The sequence below is a fragment of the Burkholderia sp. AU27893 genome (assembly GCF_002223205.1).
Taxonomy (GTDB): Bacteria; Pseudomonadota; Gammaproteobacteria; order Burkholderiales; family Burkholderiaceae; genus Burkholderia.
Map to the genome: position 1 here is coordinate 1,229,798 of NZ_NKFD01000001.1, position 25,328 is coordinate 1,255,125.

Here is a 25,328-nt window from a genome sequence, read left to right on the forward strand (position 1 = left end):
ATGAAACGACATGCCGCCTGGGCGGGCATGGCGTCGGGGATCGCGCTTGGCGCCGTCCCTGCGCTTGCATCGGCCGCAACGCTCGACGGTGCCACGCTGTCTGCTTTCTGGGGCATCCCGTTCGCCGGGATCCTGCTGTCCATCGCACTGTTCCCGCTCGTCGCCCCCGTGTTCTGGCATCACCACTTCGGCAAGATCGCGGCCGGGTGGGCGGTCGTGTTCCTGGTCCCGTTCGCGTTCGCGTTCGGCGCGGGCACCGCGTTCGGCACGCTCGTGCACGCGCTGCTCGAGGAATACATCCCCTTCATCGTGCTGCTCACCGCGCTCTATACGGTCGCGGGCGGCATCTGCGTGAACGGCAACCTGCACGGCACGCCGAAGCTGAACACGGCGATCCTCGCGCTCGGCACGCTGCTCGCGAGCGTGATGGGCACGACGGGTGCCGCGATGCTGCTGATCCGGCCGCTGCTGCGCGCCAACGACAACCGCAAGCATGTCGTGCACGTCGTGATCTTCTTCATCTTCCTCGTCGCGAACGCGGGCGGCTCGCTGTCGCCGCTCGGCGATCCGCCGCTGTTCCTCGGTTTCCTGAATGGCGTGAGCTTCTTCTGGACGACCACGCACCTTGCGCTGCCGATGCTGTTCATCTGCGTGGTGCTGCTGACGCTGTTCTTCGTGCTCGATACGTACTTCTACCGGAAGGGCGGCGAGGAGCGGCCGGCCACGCTCGACCCGACGCCCGACAGCGACCGGCTGTCGATCGACGGCAAGATCAATTTCGTGCTGCTCGCGGCCGTGATCGGCCTGGTGCTGATGAGCGGCGTGTGGAAGCCGGGCGTCACGTTCGACGTGCGGGGCACGCACGTCGCGCTGCAGAATCTCGTGCGCGACGTCGCGCTCGTGGGCGTGACGCTCGCCTCGCTCGCGCTGACGCCGCGCTCCGCGCGCGAGGGCAACGCGTTCAACTGGGCGCCGATCGAGGAAGTCGCGAAGCTGTTCGCCGGGATCTTCGTGACGATCGCGCCGGTGATCGTGATCCTGCGTGCCGGTGCCGACGGCGCGTTCGCGCAGATCGTCCATCTCGTCACGGGGCCGGACGGCAAGCCGATCGACGCGATGTACTTCTGGGCGACCGGCATCCTGTCGTCGTTCCTCGACAACGCGCCGACCTACCTCGTGTTCTTCAACCTCGCGGGCGGCGATGCGCAGTCGCTGATGACGACCGGTGCGTCGACGCTGGCCGCGATTTCCGCGGGCGCGGTATTCATGGGCGCGAACAGCTACATCGGCAACGCGCCGAACTTCATGGTGAAGGCGATCGCCGAATCGCGCGGCGTGAAGATGCCGAGCTTCTTCGCGTATCTCGGCTGGGCGCTGGTCGTGCTGATACCGGTATTCCTGCTGACGTCGTGGATCTTCTTCTCGGCGTAAGCTGACGATTTTCAACCTAGAGCGGGCGGTCCCGGCGGCGCATGGCGCGCGGCGATCCGTCCGTGGCATGCGGAGATGGCGATGCAGAAGATCCTGGTCGCGCGTCCGATCTTTCCGGACGTGATCGAGCGGCTCAAGCAGTATTTCGACGTCGACTGGAACAACGGCGACGCACTCGCGCCCGACGCGCTCGCCGCGCGTCTGGCCGACAAGGACGGCGCGCTGACGGCCGGCGATCCGGTCGGCGCGGCGGAGCTCGCGGCAGCGCCGCGCCTGCGCGTCGTGGCGAACATGGCGGTCGGCTACAACAATTTCGACATGGCCGCGTTCAACGCGGCAAACGTGCTCGGCACCAACACGCCCGACGTGCTGAACGAGTCGACCGCCGATTTCGGCTGGGCGCTGATGATGGCCGCGGCCCGCCGGATCGCCGAGTCCGAGCACTGGCTGCGCGCCGGCCACTGGCAGAAGTGGGCGTACGACGGTTTCCTCGGCAGCGACATCTACGGCTCGACGCTCGGCGTCATCGGGATGGGGCGCATCGGCCAGGCGCTCGCGCGCCGCGCGCGCGGCTTCGGGATGCAGGTGATCTATCACAACCGGTCGCGGGTCGCGCCCGAGATCGAAGCCGAGCTCAATGCCGAATACGTGTCGAAGGACGCGCTGCTTGCCCGCGCCGATCACGTCGTGCTCGTGCTGCCGTACACGAAGGAGAACCATCACACGATCGGCGCGGCCGAGCTCGCGAAGATGAAGCCCACCGCGACGCTGACCAACATCGCGCGCGGCGGGATCGTCGACGACGCGGCGCTGGCCGTCGCGCTGCGCGACGGGACGATCGCCGCGGCCGGCCTCGACGTGTACGAGGGCGAGCCGACGGTCCATCCGGCACTGCTCGAGGTGCCGAACGTCGTGCTGACGCCGCATATCGCAAGCGCGACCGAAAAGACGCGCCGCGCGATGGCGAACCTTGCCGCCGACAACCTGATCGCCGCGCTGGGCGAGGGGCCGCGCGCGGGGCAGCCGCCGAATCCGATCAACCCTGACGTGATCGGGAAGCCGCGCGCATGACGATGACGTTGTTGCTTGCGGCGGTCGTCGTGCTGGCCGTCGCGCTTGCGGTGGCGATCGTCGCGCTCGTGCGTGGCGGTGGCCGCCACGACGATGCGGCGATACTCGGCGACCAGATCGAGGACGCCGCGCATGCGCAGGCGCGCGCAGTCGAGCGGCTCGAACGCGAATTGCGCGGCGAGATCGTCGAGAACGCGCGCGGTTCGCGCACCGAGCTGGCCGGCAGCTTCGCGCAGCTTCAGCAGACGCTCGCCGCGCAACTGACGAGCGTGGCCACTGTGCAGAACAACCAGATCGAGGGGTTTGCCCAGCAGCTCGGCAAGCTCGTCGCCGGCAATGCGCAGCAGTTCGACGCGATGCGCGAAAGCGTGCAGCGCCAGGCGCAGCAGGCGCGCGAGGAGCAGACGGGCGCGCTCAGGCTGTTCGGCGACACGTTGAACCGGCAGCTCACGCAACTGACCGAAGCGAACGACCGCCGGATCGGCGAGGTGCGCGCGACGCTCGAGCAGCGGCTGAAGGAAATCGAGACGAACAACGCGGCGAAGCTCGAGGAGATGCGCCGCACCGTCGACGAGAAACTGCACGCGACGCTCGAGCAGCGGCTCGGCGAATCGTTCAAGCTCGTGTCGGACCGGCTCGAGCAGGTGCATCGCGGGCTCGGCGAGATGCAGACGCTCGCGGCAGGCGTTGGCGACCTGAAGAAGGTGCTGACCAACGTGAAGACGCGCGGCACCTGGGGCGAAGTGCAGCTCGAGGCGCTGCTCGAACAGATGCTGACGCCCGAGCAGTACGCGAAGAACGTCGCGACGGTGCCGAAGAGCAGCGAACGCGTCGAGTTCGCAATCCGGCTACCGGGGCGCGAGGCCGGCACGCGTGACGCGCCGCCCGTGTGGCTGCCGATCGACGCGAAATTCCCGCGCGAGGACTACGAGCGACTGATCGACGCGCAGGAGCGTGCCGATGCGGTGGCGGTCGAGGAAGCGGCTCGCGCGCTCGAGGCACGCGTGCGGCTGGAGGCGCGCACGATCGCCGAGAAGTATGTGGCGCCGCCGCACACGACCGATTTCGCGCTGCTGTTCCTGCCGACCGAGGGGCTCTATGCGGAGATCCTGCGTCGTCCGGGGCTGACCGACCTGCTGCAGCGCGACTATCGCGTGACGGTCGCCGGCCCGACGACGCTCACCGCACTGTTGAACAGCCTGCAGATGGGTTTCCGTACGCTCGCGATCGAGCAGCGGTCGAGCGAGGTGTGGCAGGTGCTCGGGGCGGTGAAGACGGAGTTCGGCAAGTTCGGCGACGTGCTCGCGCGCACGAAGTTGCAGCTCGAAACGGTCACGCGCTCGATCGAGGCCGCCGAGCAGCGCACGCGCGTGATGAACCGCAAGCTGAAGCAGGTCGAGGCGCTGCCGGGCGATACGGCGGCAGGGCTGCTGGGTGCGGAAGGGGCCGACGGTGCCGATGCGGACGATGCATGACGCACATGGCCGACATCGGCCGGAAAGCAAAAACGGGCGCCGCGGCGCCCGTTTTCTTTTGACGCGATGGCCGGCGTGGCCGGCTCGCCGTCAATGCCCGGCGAGCGTATCCAGTGCGTCGCCCGTGACACGAACGATGCGCCAGTCGGGCAGCACGGTTGCGCCCATCTTTTCGTAGAAATCGATCGCCGGCTGGTTCCAGTCGAGGACCGACCATTCGAAGCGTCCGCAACGGCGCTCGACGGCCAGGGCGGCGAGGTGGCGCAGCATCGCGGTGCCGAGGCCCGTGCCGCGCTGCGACGGCTGCACGTACAGGTCCTCGAGATAGAGGCCGCGACGGCCGAGGAACGTCGAATAATTGTGGAAGAACAGCGCATACGCGACGATCGCGCCGTCGTGCTCGGCCACCCTTGCCTCGGCGGAGGGGTGCTCGCCGAACAGCGCGTCGGCGAGATCGGCCTCGGTCGCGACGAACAGGTGCGCGAGCTTCTCGAACTCGGCCAGTTCGCGCATCAGCGCGAGGATCGCGCCGACGTCGCCTGCGTGGGCCGCGCGGATCAGCGGTGCGCCGCTCACGCTTCTTCCGGCGGGTCGGACAGCACGATCTCGATGCCGCCGAAGCGCGATGCGACCCAGTTGTACGCGTGGCATGCGATCCACAGCAGCACGAAGCCGAGGATGGCGTTCAGCAGCAGCGCGCTCAGGATCGTGCTCAGTTCGACCATCCCGTAGCGGACGTAGGCGACGAGAATGCCGAGCAGCACGATCGGGACGCTGAACGTCAGGTAGACGAGGATCAGCGCTTTTGCGGTCTGCCCCGCGGCGATCGACGAAATTTGTTTCTTCATGTGCGGATTGCCCCCGTAGAGATATACCGATAGTGGAATTCAGATCAGGCCGTCGAGCGGCAGGATGTCGACCGGGGTGCCCGCGTCGACTGCCGCGGTATCGTGGCCCAGGACGATGAAACAGTTGGCGGCCGAAAGGCCGCTCAGCGACGCGGAACTCTGCGAGCCGGCCGGCGCGACGTGCCAGCGGCCGTCGGCGGCGCGCGTCGCGATGCCGCGCAGGTAGTCGGTGCGGCCCGGGCGGGTCTTCAGCGCTTGCGTGCTGAGTGCGGTATGCATCGCCGGCGGCTGCGCTTGCGCGCCGGCCAGCGTCAGCAGCGCGGGGCGCACGATCGCGTAGAACGTCACGGCAGACGCGACCGGATTGCCGGGCAGCCCGAAGAACAGCGTGTGACCGGCGCCGTCGGCGGCCCCAGCGAGCGTGCCGCACGCGAGCGGCCGGCCTGGGCGCAGCGCGAGGCTGGCGAACGTCACGTCGCCGAGCCGTGCCATGACGTCGCGCGTGAAGTCGGCTTCGCCGACCGATACGCCCCCCGACGTGATCACCGCGTCGGCCTGCGCGGCGACCGCGCTGCGCAAGGCGGCTTCGAGCGCGGCCGGGTCGTCACGGACGATCCCGAGATCGACCGCGTCGACATGCAGCCTTTCGAGCATCGCGATCAGCATCCCGCGGTTGCTGTCATACAGTGCGCCAGGGCTGAGCGGCTCGCCGGGCTCGCGCAGTTCGTCGCCGGTGGAGAACACGGCGACGCGCACGCGCCGGCGCACCGAAACGTCGGTAATGCCGAACGACGCGAGCAGGCCGAGATCGGACGGCCGCAGGATGCGGCCGGCGGCAAGTGCGCACGCGCCGCGCGCGAGATCCTCGCCGGCCTTGCGGCAGTTCGCGCCGCGCGCGATGTCGTGGGCGGCGAAGTAGATCGTGTCGCCGTCGACGCGTACGCGTTCCTGCGGAATCACCGTGTCGCAGCCTGCCGGCATCGACGCGCCCGTCATGATGCGCACGCATGATCCGGCCGCCGCGGTGCCGTCGAACGGATGGCCGGCGAGCGCGGTGCCGGTGACCGCCAGCGTGACCTCCGCTTGCGGCGATGCGTGCGTGCCCATACTGCCGTCGAACGCATAGCCGTCCATCGCCGAGTTGTCGTACGCGGGAATGTCGAACGGGGCGTTCACGTCGGCCGCGAGCACGCGGTCGAGTGCATCGCGCAGCGTCACCGTGTCACACGCGTCGACCGGCACCGCGAAGCGGCACGCGAGCGCCTGCGCGTCGGCGAGCGACAGCGGGCCATCGGAATCGGGTGCGGTTCGGGGGGCGGGCGAGGATTGCGTGATCATCAGTCGGACTGCGCCGCAAGGCGTATCGGGTTCGTGGCCGGTGGCGCGAGGAGGGTGCCTGGGCGCGGGTTGCGCGGGCGGCGGGCGGGAACTGCACGGATGCCGTCAGCGGCGGGCCAGCGCGGCGAGTTCCTGCCAGGAGTTGGCATTGTAAAACGCACGCCCGTCGTGAAACTCGACTTCGACCGTCTTGTGGCGTGCGTACCACGCACGCACCTTGCGGTCGCCGGCGGCGAGCCGGGCGGCGAGATCGTCGGCCAGCGACGTGCGCAGCAGCGCGAACGTCGGCTGCGGCGAGCGCACGTGTTGCGCGTCGACGGTCACCGCCATGGCGATGTCGGCCTGCCGCGCGTCGAGCGCCGCCTGCAACCGTGCGACAAGGTCGGCCGGCAGATAGGGTGTATCGCATGGCGAGCACGCGACGAGCGGCGCGCGTGCCGCCCGCATGCCGGCAAGCAGGCCCGCGAGCGGGCCGGGGAAGTCGGGTGTTTCGTCCGCGACGATGCGCGCGTCGAATGGCGCACCGAGTTCGGCGTAGCGATCGGCATGGCGATTCGCGCTGATCAGCGTCTCGTCGACCTGCGGCGAGAGCCGGCGCAGCACGTGCAGCGCGAGCGGCGTACCGTCGAGCAACTGCAGGCCCTTGTCGACGCCGTCCATGCGTGTGGCACGTCCCCCTGCGAGCAGCAGGCCGGCGATCGAGGGAGAGGCGGAAGCGGGCATGGTAAGCGGGTGGGATGGGCAGCGTGCGTCAGCCGCCGATATACGACATCTCGACCCGCTTGCCGGCGCCGTCGGGCACGGCGTCGGCCGACGCGCTGCCGCGCAGCTGCGAATAACGGTCGGTGCGGGCCTGCCAGATGCGGGCGATCGCGGTCGCGATCTCGGCATCGCTCGCGCCGCCGCGCACGAGCGCGCGCAGGTCGTGGCCGGTCGACGCGAACAGGCACAGGTACAGCTTGCCTTCAGTCGACAGCCGCGCGCGCGTGCAGTCGCCGCAGAAGGCCTGCGTGACGCTGGAAATCACGCCGATCTCGCCGCCGCCGTCCGCATAACCCCAGCGCTGCGCGGTTTCTGCCGCCGTGTGCGGATCGAGCGGCACAAGCGGGAAGTGTTCGGCGATTCGTGCGATGACGTCGGCCGATGGCAGCACCTCGGTCATGTTCCAGCCGTTCGACGTGCCGACGTCCATGTATTCGATGAAGCGCAGGATGACGCCGGTGCCGCGGAAACGCTCGGCCATCGGCAGGATCTCGCTGTCGTTGGTGCCGCGCTTCACGACCATGTTGACCTTGACCGGCGCGAGACCCACGGCCTGGGCCGCGAAGATGCCGTCGAGCACGTCGGCGCTCGCGAACTCGGCATCGTTCATGCGCTTGAACAACGTATCGTCGAGCGCATCGAGGCTGACCGTCACGCGCGTGAGCCCGGCGTCCTTCAGCGCGCGCGCCTTGCGGGCGAGCAGCGAACCGTTGGTCGTGAGCGTCAGGTCGAGCGGGCGGCCGTCGTGCGTGGTCAGGCGGGCGAGGCGCTCGATCAGGAATTCGAGATTCTTGCGCAGCAGCGGCTCGCCGCCCGTGATGCGGATCTTCTCGACGCCGTGTGCGACAAAGAGTCGCGCCACGCGTTCGATTTCCTCGTGCGTGAGCAGCGCGCTGTGCGGCAGGAACGGGTAGTCCTTGTCGAAGACGGCGCGCGGCATGCAATACACGCAGCGGAAGTTGCAGCGATCCGTCACCGAAATGCGCAGGTCGCGCAGCGGCCTGGCGAACGTGTCGGCCAGCGTGCCGTCCGGGGCGTGCGCGACGCCGGAGACGTCCGGCATCCCGCTGACGTCGGCGAGAGGAATGATGCGTCGGGACATGTTGAAAGAAGTGCGAACCAGACCTCTATTTTAGCCGTAAGCGGCGGACGGGTCCGGTGGGCGGAAACCCGCAGCGCGGACATGAAAAAGCCCGCCGGAGGCGGGCTTTTCCTGGTCGGACGATGCGTCGATCAGTGTTGCGTCGTTTCGACCTGCTGCATCGGGGCCGTATCGACCGGCGGCAGCGCCTTGCGTTCGCGCGGCACGCGAGCCGGACGCGGGAGGCGCGACGCGGCTTCCTGCGCAGCGGCGAACTTGTCGGCGTCCGTGTTCACCCAGACGAGACCAGCCTGCTCCAGCACGGTATCCAGGCTCGCCGAAGCGGGCGCGGCTGCCGGTTGGGCGGAGGCCGGAGTCGGGGCCGGTGCCGGTGCGGCGACGGCCTCGACCGGCGCGGCTTCGACATGGGCCGGCTCCCCAGCCACCGGAGCGGCTTCGGTCGTCACGGCCGGTGCGGCTTGCTCGACGGGGGCCGGCTGCGGCGCCTCGACGGCGGCAGGTGCTGCCGGCACTTCGAACGCGTCGGTCGGCGAGACCGCGACCGGAGCCGGACCGGCTTCCGTATCGACGGCCGGTGCGGCCGGTGCCGGTTCTGCTGCCTGGGCGGCCACTGCTGCTTCGACCGGCGCTGCTTCGACGTGTACCGGTGCCGGCTGCGGCTCGACAGCGGCCGGTGCTGCCGGTTCGGCATGGTGCTCGACCACGGCTTCGGCGACGACTGCGCTTGCCGCGGCGGCTGCCACGACGACTGCCGGTGCGGCCGGGTGGGCCGGTTCGGCAGCAGCCGGTGCTTCCGGCGTCACGGCTTGCACCGTCACTTCGCCTTCTGCGCCTGGCTCGGCGTGGTCGACGACTGCACCGTCTTCCTCGCGCTCGCGACGACCGCCGCGGCGGCCGCGACGGCGGCGGCGACGCTCCTCGCCATCACGCGCGCCGGCTTCCGCATCGGCTGCCAGCTCGGCGCCGGGCAGGGCTTCCGTGACGGCCTTGTCGGCTTCCGGTTCCGGATGGGTTTCGCCACGGGTCACGGTTTCCAGCGTGGCCGCATGCTGCGTCGGCTTGCGGCGCTCGCCGCGCTCGCGACGTTCCTGGCGTTCGCCACGACCGGCTGCTTCGACGCCTTCCGGCTGCTCGACACGCTCGCGCGGTTCGCGGTTCTCACGCGGTTCGCGCGGCTCACGGCTTTCACGCGGCTCGCGGCCTTCGCGCGGGCTACGGCCCTCGCGACCTTCGCGGTTCTCGCGACCTTCACGCGGTTCACGACCCTCGCGCGGTTCGCGGCCTTCACGCGGCTCACGACCCTCACGCGGTTCGCGCACTTCCTTGGCTTCGCGCTCCTGGCGTTGCGACTGGCCACGGCCTGCCGCGACCTGGTCGCGGCCGCCTTGTGCCTGCTGGGCGCCGCCGCGACGGTTGCGGTTGCGATCGCCGCCGCGTTCGCCGCGTTGCTCGGACTTCTCGGCGCGTTCGCCGCGAGCCGGACGGGCTGCCTGCTCCTTCGCCGGGGCCGGAGCAACCGGTGCGGGTGCGGGCGCCGGCGAGACGCCGAACAGACCCTTCAGCCAGCCGATGAAGCCGCCGGTAGCCGGCGCGACAGGCGCGGGCGCGGCAACGGGTTCGACCGGGCGCTGCGGGGCCGGGCTCGGGGCCGGACGCTCGGGCGTGATGCCCTTGACCGCGGCTTCCTGCTTCGGCTTCACTTCCGCCGCGCGCTTGCTGTAGCCGGTTTCCGACTCGAGTTCGCGGGCGGCTTCCTCGGCCATCTTCCAGGACGCGCGCGGGTCGTCGAGACGTGCATCGTCGTGGCGCAGGCGCTCGAGCTTGTAGTGCGGCGTATCGAGGTGCTTGTTCGGGATCAGCACGATGCCGACCTTGAAGCGCGACTCGATCTTGTTGATTTCCTGACGCTTTTCGTTGAGCAGGAAGGCGGTCACCTCGACCGGCACCTGGCAGTGGATCGCCGCGGTGTTTTCCTTCATCGCTTCTTCCTGAATGATCCGCAGGACCTGCAGCGCGGACGATTCGGTATCGCGGATGTGACCGGTGCCGTTACAACGCGGGCAGGTCACGTGGCTGCCTTCCGACAGGGCCGGACGCAGGCGCTGGCGCGACAGTTCCATCAGGCCGAAGCGGGAGATCTTGCCCATCTGGACGCGCGCGCGGTCATGCTTGAGCGCGTCTTTCAGGCGCTGCTCGACTTCGCGCTGGCTCTTCGCCGATTCCATGTCGATGAAATCGATCACGATCAGGCCGCCGAGGTCGCGCAGGCGGAGCTGGCGGGCGACTTCGTCGGCCGCTTCAAGGTTCGTGCGGGTCGCCGTTTCCTCGATGTCCGCGCCCTTGGTCGCCCGCGCCGAGTTCACGTCGATCGCGACGAGCGCTTCGGTGTGGTCGATCACGATCGCGCCGCCCGACGGCAGCGGCACCGTGCGCGAGTACGCGGTTTCGATCTGGTGTTCGATCTGGAAGCGGGAGAACAGCGGCACGTCGTCGTGGTAGCGCTTCACCTTCGCGACGTTGTCCGGCATCACGATGTCCATGAATGCGCGGGCCTGATCGTGGATTTCGTTCGTGTCGATCAGGATTTCGCCGATGTCGGGCTGGAAATAGTCCCGGATCGCGCGGATCACGAGGCTCGATTCCAGATAGATCAGCATCGGCTGGCCGGGGTTGCCGCTTTGCGACGCCGCTTCGATCGCGCGCCACAGTTGCAGCAGGTAGTTCAGGTCCCACTGCAGTTCCTCGGCGCTGCGGCCGATGCCCGCGGTACGGGCGATCATGCTCATGCCGTCCGGGATCTGCAGTTGCGCCATCGTCTCACGCAGTTCCTGACGCTCGTCGCCTTCGATCCGGCGCGACACGCCACCACCGCGCGGATTGTTCGGCATCAGCACCAGGTAGCGGCCGGCGAGCGAGATGAACGTGGTGAGGGCAGCGCCCTTGTTGCCGCGCTCTTCCTTCTCGACCTGGACGATCAGTTCCTGGCCTTCGCGCAGGGCATCCTGGATGCGCGCGGAGCGCATGTCGATGCCTTCCTTGAAGTACTGGCGGGCGACTTCCTTGAACGGCAGGAAGCCGTGGCGGTCTTCGCCGTAGTTGACGAAGCACGCTTCGAGCGACGGCTCGATACGGGTGATGACACCTTTGTAGATATTGCCTTTGCGCTGTTCGCGCCCGGCTGTCTCGATGTCGATGTCGATGAGCTTCTGCCCATCGACGATGGCGACGCGCAGCTCCTCCTGCTGCGTCGCATTGAACAGCATGCGTTTCATGAACGACTCCAGGCGGCTCTGCTGGCGGCGCCTCGCGGTTGTCAGTCGCGAGGGCGGGAACGACGGCAGGCCGCGCCTTGTTGTGTTGTCACGAGCACGCTGGAGCGGGAACGATGGCGGGGAGAATTGCCTGAAGAGGCGCTTGGGCCCGAAAGACGGGGCCGGCGGCCATAGGGCACCTGCGAACACGGCTTCAAAGCACGGCGTCCACACACCGCACGCTGTCAAAGCGCGCTAAGCCTGAGGCCGGGCACTGCCGCGGGGCGCGTCGTCGTGCGACGCGCGTGCCAACGGGCGGCAGATGCTGCGGCTCGGGCCGCAGCGGGGAGTATCGAATCCAGCCCGACTTTCCCGCCTGGGGTGTACTTCCCTGGTTTGACGTCGCCAGGCTCCGCACGCTTCGCGGAGCCAAATCGGGCGCAACGCCGTAATTTTCGCAACCGGCAGCCTGCGCGGACGCACTTCGCGCCGTCGGGCTGCCGATCAAATTCTTTTCAACCAACTTTCCGTTACCGCGGCGCCTTGCCGACCGAATCCGCCTGTGGGCGCGATCCTTGCCGACGGGCGGCGCCGTGCGTGCAACTTGCTGCATCTCTTTGATTAGGGGCGAGCAGCAGACCCCCGGCGCAAGTAAAATAACGGTTTGCGCTTGCGCCTTGCCCGGTTGATCCGGGTCGGCCGGTGAGGCCGCCCGCAACGTCAGGCTGGGCAAAATTATATTCAGTATGAACGAGTTAGGCAAAATATCCCAGAATTCGGTCGCAAGCGGCCAGGTATCGATGATCGAGATCGACGAAAACTCGGCCGGTCAGCGTATCGACAACTTCCTGTTGCGCGTCTGTAAAGGCGTGCCGAAAAGCCATATTTACCGGATCCTGCGCAGCGGCGAAGTGCGCGTGAATAAGGGCCGGGTTGATGCGCAGTACCGGCTCGCGTTCGGCGACATCGTCCGCGTGCCGCCCGTGCGCGTGGCCGCCGCCGACCTCGCGCGTGCCGAAGCCACCATCGTGCCGCCCGCGCACTTCGACGTGCTGTTCGAGGACGACGCGATGCTCGTCATCAACAAGCCGGCCGGGGTGGCGGTCCACGGCGGCAGCGGCGTCGCGTTCGGCGTGATCGAGCAGATGCGCCAGGCGCGCCCGCGCGCGAAATTCCTCGAACTCGTGCACCGGCTCGACCGCGAGACGTCCGGGATCCTGATGCTCGCGAAGAAGCGCACGGCGCTGGTGGGCCTGCACGAACAGATTCGCGAGAACAAGATGGACAAGCGCTATTTCGCGTGCGTCCATGGTGAATGGCAGTCGGACTGGGGGCGTCGCCGCGCGGTGAAGGCGCCGCTGTTCAAGTATTCGACCCCGGAAGGGGAGCGCCGCGTGCGGGTGCAGGACGACGGGCTGCCGTCGCATACGGTGTTCAACCTCGTCGACCTGTGGCCCGAGTACGCGCTTCTCGAAGCGGAACTCAAAACGGGTCGGACCCATCAGATCCGGGTGCACCTCGCGCATCTCGGCCTGCCGATCGCCGGCGACGCCAAGTATGGCGATTTCGCACTGAACAAGGCGCTGGCGCGCGCGAATGCGCAGCCGTCGTTGAAACGGATGTTCCTGCATGCTTACCGGTTGCGGCTCGCCCACCCGCTGACCGGCGAGGCACTGCAGTTCGATGCGCCGCTGCCGGACGAATGCCGGCGCTTCCTCGATCAACTCAGCGCACTGCGCGATACCGCCTGAACCGCATGGCTCGACAGCAATTTGACCTGATCGTCTTCGACTGGGACGGCACGCTGATGGATTCGACTGCGCACATCGCGCACAGCATCCAGGCCGCATGCCGCGATCTCGGCTTGCCCACGCCGTCCGACGAGGCGTCACGCTACGTGATCGGCCTCGGCTTGCGCGATGCGCTGCAGATTACGGCTCCGACCCTCGATCCGTCCGACTATTCGCGGCTCGCCGAGCGCTACCGCTATCACTATCTGCTCGACGACCAGCGCATCGAATTGTTCGCCGGCGTGCGCGAACTGCTCGCCGAGCTGCGCGACACGGGCTATCTGCTCGCCGTTGCAACCGGCAAGGGTCGGGTCGGGTTGAACCGCGTGCTCGACCAGTCGAAGCTGACGAGCCTGTTCGATGCGACGCGCTGCGCCGACGAAACCTTCTCGAAACCGCATCCGGCGATGCTGCACGAACTGTCCCGGGAACTGGGGCAGGACCTGGCGCGCACCGTGATGATCGGCGACACGACCCACGACCTGCAGATGGCCGCGAGTGCCGGGGCCGCCGGCGTCGGCGTCGCGTATGGCGCGCACACGGCCGACGCACTGGCCGCGCTCGCGCCGCGCTTCGTCGCGCCGGACGTCGGCGCGCTGGCCGCGTGGCTGCGGGAGCACGCATGAGCGCGGCGCCGGATGCCGTGCGCGTGTGCGCATCGGAGGCGCTGGCAGACGGCGGCGCCGGCGTGCGCGTCGATGCGACGCTGCGCGGCGAGCAGGCCGTCGTGTTCTTCGTGCGCTACGAGGGCCAGGCATACGGTTACCTGAATCGCTGCGCGCATGTGCCGATGGAGCTCGACTGGGCCGAAGGGCAGTTCTTCGAATCGTCGGGCCTCTACCTGATGTGCGCGACGCATGGCGCGATCTACGAGCCGAACACCGGCAAGTGCGTCGGCGGCCCGTGCCGCGGCGGCCGCCTGCGGCCGGTCGAGGTCGACGAGCGCGACACGTCCGACGGGCGTGCGGTATTCTGGGTGCCCGACGCCGACCTGCGTCCCGCCGTTCCCGCCACGACCGACTAACGACAATCCTGCATGGCCGACCAACCGAATTCCCCGGATTCTTCCTCCCGTCCCGAAAGCCGTGAACCGAACTGGGAGCGTGCCGCGCTCGAGAGGATCGCGCTCGCGGCCGTCAAGGAGCAGCGCGCGGCGCGGCGCTGGAAGATCTTCTTCCGCTTCGCGTTCCTCGCCGTATTCGTGCTGTTCGCGTTCGCGCTGATCGATTTCTCGAGCGATTCGAAGTTCTCGTCGAGCGGGCGGCATACGGCGCTCGTGACGATCGACGGCGAGATCGCGGCCGGCGTCAATGCAAACGCCGACGACATCAACACGGCGCTCGACGCCGCGTTCGACGACGACGGCACGGTCGGTGTCGTGCTGCGGATCAACAGCCCGGGCGGCAGTCCGGTGCAGGCCGGGATGGTCTACGACGAGATCCGCCGGCTGCGCGCGAAGCATCCGGATAAACCGTTGTATGTCGTCGTGACCGACATGTGCGCATCGGGCGGCTATTACATCGCGTCCGCGGCCGACAAGATCTTCGTCGACAAGGCGAGCATCGTCGGGTCGATCGGCGTGCTGATGGACGGGTTCGGCTTTACCGGGCTGATGGGCAAGCTCGGCGTCGAGCGGCGCCTGCATACGTCGGGTGAAAACAAGGGCTTCTACGACCCGTTCTCGCCGGAAACGCCGAAGATGGACGCGCATGCGCAGGCATTGCTCGACCAGGTGCACGCGCAGTTCATCAAGGCCGTGAAGGATGGCCGCGGCAAGCGGCTGCACGAGACGCCCGACATGTTCTCGGGGCTGTTCTGGACCGGCGAAAAGAGCGTCGAGCTCGGGCTGGCGGATGGTTACGGCACGACCGACACGGTCGCGCGCGACGTGCTGAAGGCGCCGGATCTCGTCGACTATACGGTGAAGGAAAGCCTGACGAACCGCGTCGCGCGCAAGTTCGGCGCGGCCGTCGGCGGCGCCGCGATGAAGGCGCTGACGGCCGGCGGCGCGTCGGTCAGCCTGCGCTGACCGGAGGCAGGCGGGCCGCGATGGCCCGCCGTTCATCTGGCTCTGGCGGATCGCCTGCCGCGTTCAGTTCGCCAGCAGCAGGAAGATCGCAGGGCGCTTGTGCAGATTCGGCGCAGGCGCCTTTTTCCAGTCCGCGACGGTACGGCTCGCGATCGTCTCGGTCGCGAGGGTCAGGTCGGCCGCGACGCAGATCTGCGTCGACGGTGCGCAGGTCGCGACGAGCGTGTCGAGCATCGCCTGATTCCGGTACGGCGTTTCGATGAAGATCTGCGTCTGGCGCGCCTTGCGTGACAGTTGTTCGAGTTCGCGGAGGCGTTTGGCGCGCGCGGCCGCGTCGACCGGCAGGTAGCCGTTGAACGCGAAGCTCTGGCCGTTCAGGCCCGATGCCATCAGCGCAAGCAGGATCGAACTCGGCCCGACGAGCGGCACCACCTTCACGCCGCGCTCGTGCGCGCGGCGCACCAGCAACGCACCGGGATCGGCGACGGCCGGGCAGCCGGCTTCGGACACGAGGCCGGCGTCCGCACCGGCCAGTATGGGCGCGAGGAGGCGATCGATGGCGCCGGCCGGCGTGTTGACGTTCAGTTCGCTGATCTCGATTTCCTGGATCGGGCGCGTCGTGCCGATCTTCTTCAGAAATGCACGCGTCGTCTTCGCGTTCTCGCCGATGTAGTAGCCGAGCGTGCCGGCGCGCGCCTGCACGGCCGCGGGCAGGACCGCTGCGAGCATCGATTCGTCGCCTTCGCCGAGCGTGTTCGGGACGAGGTAAAGCGTGCCGGCGGTCATGCGCGGTCTCCACGGGTGGTTGCAAACAACGGATAGTCGGCGGCGCGCAGCATGCGCGTGAGCGCGATCAGCGGCAGGCCGACGAGCGCGGTCGGATCGTTCGAGTCGATCGCGTCGAGCAGCGCGATGCCGAGCCCTTCGGACTTCGCGCTGCCGGCGACGTCGTACGGCGTTTCGGCGCGCAGGTACGCATCGAGTTCGGCCTCGGGCAGCGAGCGGAAACGCACGTGCGTGACGACGTCCTCGACCTGCGCTTCGCCCGTCCGGCTGTCGTACAGGCACAGCGCGCTGTGGAATTCGACTTCGCGGCCCTGCATCGACACGAGTTGCGCGAGCGCGCGCTCATGGGTGCCGGGCTTGCCGATCTGGAGCCCGTCGAAGGTCGCGACCTGATCCGACCCGATCACGAGCACGCCGTCGGGAGCGTCGATCGTCGCGGCGACGGCGCGCGCTTTCGCGCCGGCGAGCCGCAGGGCGGTCGCGGCCGGCGTTTCGCCGTCGTGCGGGGTTTCGTCGAGGTCGGGCGACACGACGTCGAAGGGGATGCCGAGGCGCTCGAGGAGCGCGCGGCGGTAGCGTGAACTGGAGGCAAGAATCAGCCGCGGCGGGCGGCAAACGGTATCCGGCATGGTCGGTTGGATCGGTGAGTCGTCAGGTGTTGGGCGGCGTTGCGCGGACGCAAGCTTAAGTGATTGACCGCAAAAGGTAAAACAGGTATGCTTTCCCGCTTTTCGTCGGCAGGCTTCCGTTGTGGTGGCGCCTGTCGGGTCTTCGGAAGTAAAGTACGTCATCCGTGGATGAGCCGTACGCGAGCGGTACCAAGCCGGATTCGCAAGTCAGCCTGTAGGCAGGAGCGCATATGAACACTTCTTCTGGCAAACCGGCTGCGGCGCTTGATCCGCATGCAATCGACCTGTTCGAGTTCGCCCGCAGCGGGCGGCAGGCAGCGGGTGCGGTGCGCCTCTCGCAACTGCCGCGCATGTTAAACGAAGTGCCTGCGGACGCGCCAGATCGCGACACGGTCTTCACATGGCAGGCGGAAGGGTTCACCCAGAAGGAGTTGCAGGACGACGGCGCCGATGGGCAGCAGCCGTATCTGCGCCTTGCGGTGCACGGCGATGCGTGGCTCACGTGCCAGCGCTGCATGACCCCGTACGACCAGGCGTTCGACGTCGACATGACGTACCGGGTCGTCGCGACCGAAGAAGAAGCTGAAGAATTTCCGCTCGACGACGATGAAGCCGATGTGATCGTGGGCTCACGCCAGTTCGATCTCGTCGACTTGATCGAAGAGGAATTGCTGCTTTCGTTGCCGCTCGTGCCCAAGCACGAGGTTTGCCCGGCAGTTCACGAAAGCCTCGTGTCGGGTGCGAGCGGTCCCGCGGCAGAGGCGGACGAAGAGTCCGACGAAGCCGGGGACGAAGGCAAACGGCCGAATCCGTTCGCAGCGCTGGAAGCGCTGAAGAAGGACGGTGACGGCACCAAGAAACACTAAGCAGTTGTGGCGCGGGAAGGCGTAAAGGCTTTGGGCCAGGGTAGTTAAGCGCCGGATCGGGCTGTGTTAGAATCCGGAAAATTATTTAGGAGTTAGTCATGGCAGTCCAGCAAAACAAGAAGTCGCCGTCGAAGCGCGGCATGCATCGTTCGCACGATTTCCTGACGGCAGCGCCGCTGGCAGTCGAGCCGAGCACGGGTGAAGTGCATCTGCGTCACCACGTCAGCCCGAACGGCTACTACCGCGGCAAGAAAGTCGTCAAGACGAAGAACGACTAAGCGTCAAGTCACGCGTTGCGCGCTACGCTTGCCGTTCGCGTGACAACTGGTTCGCTTGACACTTTCCTGGCTCAACAAAAAGGCGGCATTCAACTGCCGCTTTTTTGTGCCTGAAATTCGTCGCATTCCATGACCGTAAAGCTCACAATCGATTGCATGGGAGGCGACCACGGCCCGTCCGTGACCGTTCCCGCGGCAGTCAAGTTCGTCCGCGCGCATCCCGATGCGCACCTGATGCTCGTCGGCATCGAAAGCGCGATCCGCGCTCAGCTGAAAAAGCTGAAAGCCCTCGACGATCCCGCGCTGACCATCGTTCCCGCCACCGAAGTCGTGGCGATGGACGACCCTGTCGAAGTGGCGCTGCGCAAGAAGAAGGATTCTTCGATGCGCGTCGCACTCAACCACGTCAAGGAAGGCGCGGCGCAGGCCTGCATCTCCGCCGGCAATACCGGCGCGCTGATGGCCGTTTCCCGTTACGTACTCAAGACGCTGCCCGGCATCGAGCGGCCCGCGATCGCGTTCGCACTGCCGAACCCGACCGGCTACACGATGATGCTGGACCTCGGCGCGAACGTCGACTGCGAGCCGCAGCACCTGCTGCAGTTCGCGGAAATGGGGCACGCACTCGTGGCGGCGCTCGAAGGCAAGGAGCGTCCGACGATCGGCCTGCTGAACATCGGCGAAGAGGTGATCAAGGGCAACGAGACGATCAAGCGCGCAGGCGAACTGCTGCGCGCCAGCACGCTCAATTTCCGCGGTAACGTCGAAGGCAACGACATCTACAAGGGCACGGTCGACGTGATCGTGTGCGACGGCTTCGTCGGCAACGTCGCGCTGAAGACGTCCGAGGGGCTCGCGCAGATGCTGTCGGACATCATCCGCGAGGAGTTCGGTCGTTCGCTGATGTCGAAGCTGATGGCGCTGCTTGCACTGCCTGTCCTGATGCGTTTCAAGAAGCGCGTCGACCACCGCCAGTACAATGGCGCGGCGCTGCTGGGGCTGAAAAGCCTCGTGATCAAGAGCCACGGTTCGGCCGATGCCTACGCGTTTGAGTGGGCGATCAAACGCGGGTATGATGCCGTCAAAAACGGCGTGCTGGAGCGCCTCACGCGCGCGATGGCGGATAATTCAGTGTCGCTCGGCGAAGGCGAGCACGACGCGGGCGGTGCGGGCCATGCAAGCCCCGCCGCAGGCCATCACGCCGAACCTCCCGCTGCGCAATCCTCTAAAGCATAAATGGCCCAATCGACTCTCTATTCCCGCGTGCTCGGCACGGGCAGCTACCTGCCGCCTGACCGCGTCACGAACCAGCAGTTGACCGATCGCCTTGCGAAGGAAGGCATCGAGACGAGCGATGAATGGATCGTTGCGCGCACGGGTATCCATGCGCGCCATTTCGCCGCACCCGACGTCACGACCAGCGATCTCGCGCTCGAGGCGTCGCGTCGCGCGATCGAAGCCGCCGGCATCGATCCGCAGTCGATCGACCTGATCATCGTCGCGACTTCGACCCCCGATTTCGTGTTTCCGAGCACCGCGTGCCTGCTGCAGAACAAGCTCGGCATCAAGAACGGCGGCGCGGCATTCGACGTGCAGGCCGTGTGTTCGGGCTTCGCGTATGCGATGGCGACGGCCGACAGCTTCATCCGCAGCGGCCAGCACCGCACGGCGCTCGTCGTCGGCGCGGAGACGTTCTCGCGCATTCTCGACTTCAAGGACCGCACGACCTGCGTGCTGTTCGGCGACGGCGCGGGCGCGGTGATCCTGTCCGCGTCGGAAGAGCCGGGCGTGCTCGGCAGCGCGCTGCACGCGGACGGCAGCTATTCGCACATCCTCTGCACGCCGGGCAACGTCAATCGCGGCGTGATCGAAGGCAGCGCGTTCCTGTACATGGACGGGCAGGCCGTGTTCAAGCTCGCGGTCAACGTGCTCGAGAAGGTCGCGATCGAGGCGCTCGCGAAGGCGAATCTCGCGCCCGAGCAGATCGACTGGCTGATTCCGCACCAGGCCAACATCCGCATCATGACCAGCACCTGCCGCAAGCTCGGCCTGCCGCAGGAGCGCATGGTCGTGACGGTCGACCAGCACGGCAACACGTCGGCCGCGTCGATCCCGCTGGCGCTCGATACCGCGGTGCGCGACGGTCGCATCCAGCGCGGCCAGCACGTGCTGATCGAAGGCGTCGGCGGCGGCTTCACCTGGGGCGCGTCGGTCTTCCGCTACTGATCCGCGGCGCGCGACGGCTGCGCGCGGATCCCATCGGCGCGCCATTCGCGCGCGCCGTCCGAATCGATTCAATTGGGGACGATATGAAATTTGCATTCGTATTTCCGGGGCAGGGCTCGCAGGCGGTCGGCATGCTCAACGCATTCGCCGATCTGGCCGTCGTGCGCGAGACGCTCCAGGAAGCGTCCGATGCACTCAATCAGGATCTCGGCAAGCTGATCGCCGAAGGCCCGGCCGAAGAGCTGAACCTCACCACCAACACGCAGCCCGTGATGCTGACCGCAGCCTATGCGTGCTACCGCGCGTGGCAGCAGGCGGGCGGCCCGGCGCCGTCGATCGTCGCCGGCCACAGCCTCGGTGAATACACGGCGCTCGTCGCTGCAGGCGCGCTCGCGTTCAAGGACGCGGTGCCGCTCGTGCGCTTCCGTGCGCAGGCGATGCAGACGGCCGTGCCGGTCGGCCAGGGCGGCATGGCCGCGATCCTCGGCCTCGATGACGACACGGTGCGCGCGGTCTGCGCCGAAGCCGCGGAAGCGGGCGTCGTCGAAGCGGTGAACTTCAATGCCCCCGCGCAGGTCGTTATCGCAGGCAACAAGGCCGCGGTCGAAAAGGCCTGCGAGATCGCGAAGGCGAAGGGCGCGAAGCGCGCACTGCCGCTGCCGGTGTCGGCGCCGTTCCATTCGTCGCTGCTCAAGCCGGCATCGGATCAACTGCGCGACTATCTTGCGAACGTCGACGTCAAGGCGCCGCAGATTCCGGTCGTCAACAACATCGACGTCGCCGTGGTCAGCGATCCGGCTGCGATCAAGGATGCACTGGTGCGCCAGGCCGCGGGCCCGGTGCGCTGGGTCGAGTGCGTGCAGCACATCGCCGGCACGGGCGTCACGCACGTGATCGAATGCGGTCCGGGCAAGGTGCTCGCCGGCCTGACGAAGCGCATCGACGGCAACCTGACGGGCGCGTCGGTATTCGATCCGGCTTCGCTCGACGAAGCGCTCAAGCTGGTGACCGCCTGACGCGGCGCCTTTTCTCAAGAGACGGATATTCGATTCATGGACAAGACTCTCGATAAACAGGTTGCGATCGTCACCGGCGCATCGCGCGGCATCGGCCGTTCGATCGCGCTCGAGCTCGCGCGCCTGGGTGCGACGGTGATCGGCACGGCGACGAGCGAATCGGGCGCCGCTGCGATTACCGCGGCGTTCGCGGAAGCGGGCGTCACGGGCCGCGGTGCGGTGCTGAACGTCAACGACGCGGCAGCCGCCGAGGCGCTGATCGACGCGACCGTGAAGGAATTCGGCGCGCTGAACGTGCTCGTCAACAACGCGGGCATCACGCAGGATCAGCTCGCGATGCGCATGAAGGACGAGGACTGGGACGCGGTGATCGACACCAACCTGAAGTCGGTGTTCCGCCTGTCGCGCGCCGTGCTGCGCCCGATGATGAAGGCGCGTGGTGGCCGCATCATCAACATCACGTCGGTGGTCGGCTCGGCCGGCAACCCGGGTCAGGTCAACTACGCGGCTGCGAAGGCCGGCGTGGCGGGCATGACGCGTGCGCTTGCGCGTGAAATCGGCAGCCGCGGCATCACCGTGAACTGCGTGGCGCCGGGCTTCATCGACACCGACATGACGAAGACGCTGCCGGAAGAACAGCAGGCCGCGCTCAAGACCCAGATTCCGCTCGGCCGCCTCGGCAGCCCGGAAGACATCGCCCATGCCGTCGCGTTCCTTGCATCGCCGCAAGCCGGTTACATCACCGGTACGACGCTGCACGTGAACGGCGGCATGTACATGTCGTAACGATTTTCGTTTACCATCCGCGCCGTATCCCGTTTTTCAGGCGGATCGGCGCTTGATCGACCATCAAGCCAACGCGCGTTTTGGCGTCAGCAAACCTGATAAAATGCGCGCACTTGTAAATCTGAACTTTCCCTCGGAGGGGTAATGGACAACATCGAACAACGTGTCAAGAAGATCGTCGCTGAACAACTGGGCGTCGCGGAAGCCGAGATCAAGAACGAAGCTTCGTTCGTGAACGACCTGGGCGCCGACTCGCTCGACACGGTCGAACTGGTGATGGCTCTGGAAGACGAGTTCGGCATGGAAATCCCGGACGAAGAAGCAGAGAAGATCACGACCGTTCAGCAAGCGATCGACTACGCTCGCGCAAACGTCAAGGCGTAAGCGCCTTTCGCGCTTGTCCGCCTCGTCGCCGCGATCTTCGCGATTGACGCGCCATCCTGCCGGCTTCGCGCCGGACGGACTAACAGCCACAGGGCTCGCAGGGCTGGTTCCTGTGGCCACTGTGGCTTTTGTTTTTGTCATCCAATAATGGAAAAGAGGTTACCGTGAGCCGCCGTCGTGTTGTTGTTACAGGCCTGGGGCTGATTTCGCCTGTTGGCAATAATGTTGCCGACGGCTGGGCCAATCTCGTCGCCGGCAAGTCCGGTATCGCCACCGTCACGAAGTTCGATGCGTCGAACCTCGCCTGCCATTTCGCGGGCGAAGTGAAGGGTTTCAGCGCCGAGGAGTACATCCCGGCGAAGGAAGCCCGGAACATGGATACGTTCATCCATTACGGCATCGCCGCCGGCGTCCAGGCCATCAAGGACAGCGGGCTGGAAGTGAACGAAGCCAATGCGGAACGCATCGGCGTGCTGGTCGGCTCCGGCATCGGCGGCCTGCCGATGATCGAAGATACCCACCAGACCTACGTCGATCGCGGCGCGCGCCGGATTTCGCCGTTCTTCGTGCCGGGTTCGATCATCAACATGATCTCGGGCCACCTGAGCATCATGTTCGGCCTGAAGGGCCCGAACCTCGCGGCCGTGACGGCCTGCACGACCGGCCTGCACAGCATCGGCCTCGCAGCGCGCCTGATCCAGGCCGGCGACGCCGACGTGATGGTTGCGGGCGGCGCCGAATCGACCGTGTCGCCGCTCGGCATCGGCGGTTTCGCGGCAGCGCGTGCGCTGTCGACCCGCAACGACGATCCGGCCAGCGCATCCCGTCCGTGGGACAAGGACCGCGACGGCTTCGTGCTGGGCGAGGGTGCCGGCGTGATGGTGCTCGAGGAGTACGAAGCGGCGAAGGCGCGCGGCGCGAAGATCTACGCGGAAGTCTCGGGCTTCGGCATGACGGGCGACGCGTACCACATGACCGCGCCGAACATGGACGGCCCGCGCCGCTGCATGGTCGCGGCACTGCGCGACGCCGGCGTGAACGCGGACGAGGTCCAGTACCTGAACGCGCACGGCACGTCGACGCCGCTGGGCGACAAGAACGAGTCCGACGCGGTGAAGGCGGCCTTCGGCGAGCATGCGTACAAGATCGTCGTGAACTCGACGAAGTCGATGACGGGCCACCTGCTGGGCGGCGCGGGCGGCCTCGAATCGGTGTTCACGGTGCTGGCGCTGCACAACAACGTGTCGCCGCCGACCATCAACATCTTCAACCAGGACCCGGAGTGCGATCTCGACTACTGCGCGAACACCGCGCGTGACATGAAGATCGACGTTGCCGTGAAGAACAACTTCGGCTTCGGCGGTACCAACGGCACGCTGGTGTTCAAGCGCGTCTGACGCCGCAATCGCTTGACGAGTCCATTCGATGCTCCGGCCGGGCGCCCGCAACGCTTTGCGTTGCGGGCCTCGGCCGTGTCGTATTTCGTGCTGGCCGTGTTCGTCGCGTCGGCTACCGCGTCGGCCTACCTGTTCTGGGCGCCGCGCGCGGGCGCGGCCGCCGGCGCAGGCGTGTCGGCCGTGACGGCCGCGCTGCTGGCCGTGTGCGCTGCGCGGGCCTGTGGCCGCCGGCTGCCGGCCGAGTTGCAGATCGACGCATTCGGGGAAGTCGCGGCGTTTGGCCGCACCGGGCGCCTGCTGGCCCGCGGCCGCGTGACGGGGCATGCGCACTGGAGCAGCCTGCTGCTGGTGCTGTCGGTCGGGCAGGGCGCCCGGCGGGCCCGGCCGCTGCTGATTCCGGCCGATGCGCTCGACGCCGCATCGTTCAGCGCGCTGTCCGTGCTGGCGAGAACGGCGGGCGCGGCGGGGCGGGTTTGACGGCGGCACGGTTACCTACCGTAACCAGCGGCCGGCGCGGGAACGCTACAATAGCGCTCCGCGTTGCATCCCTAGTTAACGGATTTGTCAGGTGAGTGAAAAAGAAATCGATCAGGCTCTGGTCGAGCGCGTACAGAAGGGCGACAAGGCAGCGTTCGAACTCCTGGTCTCCAAATACCACCGCAAGATCATTCGGCTGATTTCGCGCCTCGTGCGGGATCCCGCCGAGGTCGAGGATGTGGCCCAGGACGCGTTCATCAAGGCGTATCGTGCGCTGCCGCAATTCCGCGGCGAGTCGGCGTTCTATACGTGGTTGTACCGAATTGCCGTCAACACGGCGAAGAACTACCTTGCGACGCAAGGCCGCCGGGCGCCGACCTCGACGGAGGCCGATGCGGAGGAAGCGGAAACTTTCTCCGACGCAGACCAACTAAGGGATATCAACACGCCTGAGTCGATGTTGATGAGCAAGCAGATTGCCGAGACGGTCAACGCTGCCATGGCTCTGCTGCCCGAAGAACTGCGCCAGGCAATTACGTTGCGCGAGATCGAGGGCCTGAGCTACGAAGAGATCGCGGAAATGATGGGCTGTCCGATCGGGACGGTTCGGTCGCGGATCTTCCGCGCACGCGAGGCAATCGCTGCCAAATTGCGTCCGCTGCTCGATACGCCCGAAGGCAAGCGCTGGTAAGCGCGACAGGCGGAGCGACGCGGGTCGGGGTCTAGTTACGGTTAGAGTCGTGAAGTCACGACGGGGTGTGCAAGATGGGGAGCATCATGGGGTCGGTCAATACGCAGTCGCAGGCGTGCTCGCGCGGCGAGCGCCTTTCCGCGCTGGTCGACGGCGAAATGTTCGAGGGCCCGGACAACGGGCAGTTTCTGGCTGAGCTCAACCGCGCGGATCGCGCTGCGTGGGCCCATTACCACCTGATCGGCGATGCGCTGCGCTCGGACGAGCTCGCGCTGTCGCCTGCGCTGAGCGTTGCGTTCACCGCGCGCATGTCGGCTGCGCTCGAAAGCGAGCCGCACCTGCTCGCGCCGGCGGCCGCACCCGTCGCGCGCAAGCTGCTGTCGCTGCGCCGGCGCGTCGTGCCCGCGTTCGCGGTCGCTGCCGCGGCGGCCACGCTGACGTGGATCGTCGTCCCGCAAATGCAGACGGCCGGGGTCCAGGTCGCATCGGCCGGTGCGCCGCAAGGCGGCAACCTGCAGCGCGTGACGGTTGCGCAGGCATCGGCCCAGCCGGGCCTGCAGGACGTCAACATCATCCGCGACGCCAGCCTCGACCAATATCTTGAAGCGCACCAGCAATTCGCGCAGCAGCCCGTCGTCACGGGTTCGATGCCGCTGATCCGCGCTGCCGTGACCACCACGCCAGGCCAATAAACC

Annotated in this window: 26 protein-coding genes; 18 read left to right on the forward strand and 8 right to left on the reverse strand. The window is 67.2% G+C overall.

What is annotated here, in order from left to right; genetic code table 11:
* From CFB47_RS05740 to rmuC, 3 genes are all read left to right on the forward strand, one after another.
* On the forward strand, window positions 1–1,431 hold the full coding sequence (locus CFB47_RS05740) for a sodium:proton antiporter (protein ID WP_089460619.1): 1,431 nt from the start codon (window positions 1–3) through the stop codon (window positions 1,429–1,431).
* Window positions 1,432–1,512: 81 nt separating this feature from the next.
* The gene (locus CFB47_RS05745; protein WP_043183100.1) at window positions 1,513–2,502 is read left to right on the forward strand and encodes a D-glycerate dehydrogenase; all 990 of its coding nucleotides are present in this window, start codon (window positions 1,513–1,515) and stop codon (window positions 2,500–2,502) included.
* Entirely contained in the window at window positions 2,499–3,977 is a 1,479-nt protein-coding gene (rmuC, locus tag CFB47_RS05750) for a DNA recombination protein RmuC (protein WP_089460620.1), read from the forward strand. The genes CFB47_RS05745 and rmuC overlap by 4 nt, the downstream gene beginning before the upstream one ends.
* Window positions 3,978–4,067: 90 nt before the next feature.
* On the opposite strand, the gene CFB47_RS05755 is transcribed toward rmuC, so the two are convergent.
* The 6 genes from CFB47_RS05755 to CFB47_RS05780 form a co-directional block, all read right to left on the reverse strand.
* Window positions 4,068–4,553 (reverse strand): GNAT family N-acetyltransferase, encoded by a 486-nt coding sequence (locus CFB47_RS05755; protein WP_089460621.1) that lies wholly within the window; start codon window positions 4,551–4,553, stop codon window positions 4,068–4,070.
* Window positions 4,550–4,825, reverse strand: a complete 276-nt coding sequence (locus CFB47_RS05760) for a hypothetical protein (RefSeq protein WP_006401288.1) — start codon at window positions 4,823–4,825, stop codon at window positions 4,550–4,552. Before CFB47_RS05760 ends, CFB47_RS05755 begins: the two co-directional genes overlap by 4 nt.
* Window positions 4,826–4,864: 39 nt before the next feature.
* Window positions 4,865–6,163 carry a gephyrin-like molybdotransferase Glp gene (gene glp, locus CFB47_RS05765; protein ID WP_089460622.1) on the reverse strand — a complete coding sequence of 433 codons (1,299 nt, stop codon included), beginning with the start codon at window positions 6,161–6,163 and terminating at the stop codon, window positions 4,865–4,867.
* A 105-nt stretch (window positions 6,164–6,268) separates the two neighbouring features.
* Window positions 6,269–6,886: a molybdenum cofactor guanylyltransferase MobA gene (gene mobA, locus CFB47_RS05770; protein ID WP_089460623.1), complete on the reverse strand. Its 618-nt coding sequence runs from the start codon at window positions 6,884–6,886 to the stop codon at window positions 6,269–6,271.
* Window positions 6,887–6,914: 28 nt separating this feature from the next.
* On the reverse strand, window positions 6,915–8,027 hold the full coding sequence (gene moaA, locus CFB47_RS05775) for a GTP 3',8-cyclase MoaA (protein ID WP_089424839.1): 1,113 nt from the start codon (window positions 8,025–8,027) through the stop codon (window positions 6,915–6,917).
* Between the two features lie 131 nt (window positions 8,028–8,158).
* Window positions 8,159–11,299, reverse strand: a complete 3,141-nt coding sequence (locus CFB47_RS05780; RefSeq protein WP_089460624.1) for an Rne/Rng family ribonuclease — start codon at window positions 11,297–11,299, stop codon at window positions 8,159–8,161.
* A 725-nt stretch (window positions 11,300–12,024) separates the two neighbouring features.
* Here CFB47_RS05780 and CFB47_RS05790 point away from each other — a divergent pair.
* The 4 genes from CFB47_RS05790 to CFB47_RS05805 are packed head-to-tail and all read left to right on the forward strand — an operon-like array spanning window position 12,025 to window position 15,097.
* Window positions 12,025–13,029: an RluA family pseudouridine synthase gene (locus tag CFB47_RS05790; protein WP_039348433.1), complete on the forward strand. Its 1,005-nt coding sequence runs from the start codon at window positions 12,025–12,027 to the stop codon at window positions 13,027–13,029.
* Between the two features lie 5 nt (window positions 13,030–13,034).
* Window positions 13,035–13,694: an HAD-IA family hydrolase gene (locus CFB47_RS05795; RefSeq protein ID WP_089439537.1), complete on the forward strand. Its 660-nt coding sequence runs from the start codon at window positions 13,035–13,037 to the stop codon at window positions 13,692–13,694.
* Window positions 13,691–14,092 (forward strand): Rieske 2Fe-2S domain-containing protein, encoded by a 402-nt coding sequence (locus CFB47_RS05800; RefSeq protein ID WP_089455833.1) that lies wholly within the window; start codon window positions 13,691–13,693, stop codon window positions 14,090–14,092. The genes CFB47_RS05795 and CFB47_RS05800 overlap by 4 nt, the downstream gene beginning before the upstream one ends.
* 12 nt (window positions 14,093–14,104) lie before the next feature.
* Complete coding sequence (locus tag CFB47_RS05805; protein ID WP_089460625.1) at window positions 14,105–15,097, forward strand: S49 family peptidase; 993 nt, start codon at window positions 14,105–14,107, stop codon at window positions 15,095–15,097.
* 63 nt (window positions 15,098–15,160) lie between these two features.
* Here CFB47_RS05805 and CFB47_RS05810 read toward each other — a convergent pair whose 3' ends face one another.
* Together CFB47_RS05810 and CFB47_RS05815 are read right to left on the reverse strand one after the other, a co-directional pair.
* Window positions 15,161–15,883: an SAM-dependent methyltransferase gene (locus CFB47_RS05810; protein WP_089455834.1), complete on the reverse strand. Its 723-nt coding sequence runs from the start codon at window positions 15,881–15,883 to the stop codon at window positions 15,161–15,163.
* A complete protein-coding gene (locus CFB47_RS05815; RefSeq protein ID WP_089460626.1) occupies window positions 15,880–16,512 on the reverse strand; it encodes a Maf-like protein in 633 nt (210 codons plus the stop codon). The genes CFB47_RS05810 and CFB47_RS05815 overlap by 4 nt, the downstream gene beginning before the upstream one ends.
* A gap of 230 nt (window positions 16,513–16,742) precedes the next feature.
* Between CFB47_RS05815 and CFB47_RS05820 the strand changes: the two genes are divergently transcribed.
* The 11 genes from CFB47_RS05820 to CFB47_RS05870 all read left to right on the forward strand — a co-directional run bounded on the left by CFB47_RS05820 (window position 16,743) and on the right by CFB47_RS05870 (window position 25,325).
* Window positions 16,743–17,378, forward strand: coding sequence for a DUF177 domain-containing protein (locus tag CFB47_RS05820; RefSeq protein ID WP_089460627.1), 636 nt, complete (start codon window positions 16,743–16,745; stop codon window positions 17,376–17,378).
* A gap of 98 nt (window positions 17,379–17,476) precedes the next feature.
* Entirely contained in the window at window positions 17,477–17,656 is a 180-nt protein-coding gene (gene rpmF / locus CFB47_RS05825; RefSeq protein ID WP_006051932.1) for a 50S ribosomal protein L32, read from the forward strand.
* Window positions 17,657–17,785: 129 nt separating this feature from the next.
* Entirely contained in the window at window positions 17,786–18,892 is a 1,107-nt protein-coding gene (gene plsX / locus CFB47_RS05830; protein ID WP_089439543.1) for a phosphate acyltransferase PlsX, read from the forward strand.
* The gene (locus CFB47_RS05835; protein WP_027788011.1) at window positions 18,893–19,882 is read left to right on the forward strand and encodes a beta-ketoacyl-ACP synthase III; all 990 of its coding nucleotides are present in this window, start codon (window positions 18,893–18,895) and stop codon (window positions 19,880–19,882) included.
* Window positions 19,883–19,965: 83 nt separating this feature from the next.
* Window positions 19,966–20,898, forward strand: a complete 933-nt coding sequence (gene fabD / locus CFB47_RS05840; protein WP_059695440.1) for an ACP S-malonyltransferase — start codon at window positions 19,966–19,968, stop codon at window positions 20,896–20,898.
* 36 nt (window positions 20,899–20,934) lie between these two features.
* Window positions 20,935–21,684, forward strand: coding sequence for a 3-oxoacyl-ACP reductase FabG (gene fabG / locus CFB47_RS05845; protein ID WP_006476504.1), 750 nt, complete (start codon window positions 20,935–20,937; stop codon window positions 21,682–21,684).
* Window positions 21,685–21,828: 144 nt separating this feature from the next.
* Window positions 21,829–22,068: an acyl carrier protein gene (gene acpP, locus CFB47_RS05850; RefSeq protein ID WP_004197638.1), complete on the forward strand. Its 240-nt coding sequence runs from the start codon at window positions 21,829–21,831 to the stop codon at window positions 22,066–22,068.
* Window positions 22,069–22,232: 164 nt separating this feature from the next.
* The gene (gene fabF, locus CFB47_RS05855; RefSeq protein ID WP_089439545.1) at window positions 22,233–23,465 is read left to right on the forward strand and encodes a beta-ketoacyl-ACP synthase II; all 1,233 of its coding nucleotides are present in this window, start codon (window positions 22,233–22,235) and stop codon (window positions 23,463–23,465) included.
* 12 nt (window positions 23,466–23,477) lie between these two features.
* Entirely contained in the window at window positions 23,478–23,942 is a 465-nt protein-coding gene (locus tag CFB47_RS05860) for a hypothetical protein (RefSeq protein WP_089439546.1), read from the forward strand.
* Between the two features lie 91 nt (window positions 23,943–24,033).
* The gene (gene rpoE, locus CFB47_RS05865; protein WP_006490873.1) at window positions 24,034–24,633 is read left to right on the forward strand and encodes an RNA polymerase sigma factor RpoE; all 600 of its coding nucleotides are present in this window, start codon (window positions 24,034–24,036) and stop codon (window positions 24,631–24,633) included.
* Between the two features lie 86 nt (window positions 24,634–24,719).
* Window positions 24,720–25,325, forward strand: a complete 606-nt coding sequence (locus CFB47_RS05870) for a sigma-E factor negative regulatory protein (protein ID WP_089460628.1) — start codon at window positions 24,720–24,722, stop codon at window positions 25,323–25,325.
* Window positions 25,326–25,328: the final 3 nt, after the last annotated feature.